The sequence below is a fragment of the Alginatibacterium sediminis genome (genome assembly GCF_003610775.1).
GTDB lineage: Bacteria > Pseudomonadota > Gammaproteobacteria > Enterobacterales > Celerinatantimonadaceae > Alginatibacterium > Alginatibacterium sediminis.
Map to the genome: position 1 here is coordinate 1 of NZ_RAQO01000018.1, position 1,015 is coordinate 1,015.

The following is a 1,015-nucleotide window of genomic DNA, read 5'->3' on the forward strand; positions in this document are numbered from 1 at the left end:
CACAAAGTTAGGCCTATCAGCCAAGTGTTCTTCATAAGAGCACTTGGTTTTTTGCATTTTGATGTTGTCCCTCAGTCTTTCTCATAATCGTCTTATGACCCCTGAATTCAGTCATAGTTTGACTTAATTCATATTTATAATGCGTAACCATCGCATTATAAGTGTGCATCGTGTTGCAAAATTTTGCGGTTGAACCACCTCAAAGCGCAGATCGGTTATAAACGACGGTATATCAAAGGAGGCAAACAATCTCTAATCGCTGATAACGTGTTAGAGCGGGATTTTGCGCCAAACGCCCCCTAACACTTCATGGGTGAGCGACATCACTTATGTTCGAACCTATGAAGACTTTCTCTATCTGGCAAAGGTCATTGATCTATTCTCGCGCCGAGTAGTCGGTTGGGCTATGGACCGAACGATGGATAAACACCTTACTATTCGCACATTAATGAAGGCCGTGTACCGACGTCGTCCCAAACAAGAGGTATTGGTTCATAGCGACCATGGGAGCCAATATGGTCGCGCTGACAACCTCGCGTTCATGTCCGATCACTTTGGCGTTCCGTCTATGAGTCGTCGAGGAAATTGTCATGACAATTTAGTAGCAGAGAGCTTTTTTGCTACGTTTAAAAAGCAAGTGACTCGCAAGAAGATATATCCGACAAGAGATGGGGTGTAGGCAGAGATATTTAGCATTATAGGAATGTTTTACAATCCGATAAAACGCCACTCAAATACTGGTGGAGTATCAACAGCTAAGTTCAAGGAAGCGTATTTTTTGAAACAACAAACTGTCTAGTGAATACTGGACACCCAGTCATGCGAAAATAAATTAGTTATTGATAGGTAAAATTTCCTGTACCGACTAGTAATTTTACAGATTATGCCGTAACCGGAACCATTCTATAGTAGCTCCATCAACTACATACGAGGTTCCACCATGAAAGACTTAACCACCATATTTAAAACATCAGCAACGTTCCAATCAGCCATTGGTTTCGCCGTTATTATTATG

Annotated in this window: 1 protein-coding gene; it reads left to right on the forward strand. The window is 41.8% G+C overall.

Features of this window, described 5'->3' with window-relative positions:
- Nucleotides 1-283 precede the first annotated feature (283 nt).
- A complete protein-coding gene (locus DBZ36_RS20445) occupies nucleotides 284-679 on the forward strand; it encodes a DDE-type integrase/transposase/recombinase (protein WP_158589169.1) in 396 nt (131 codons plus the stop codon).
- Nucleotides 680-1,015: the final 336 nt, after the last annotated feature.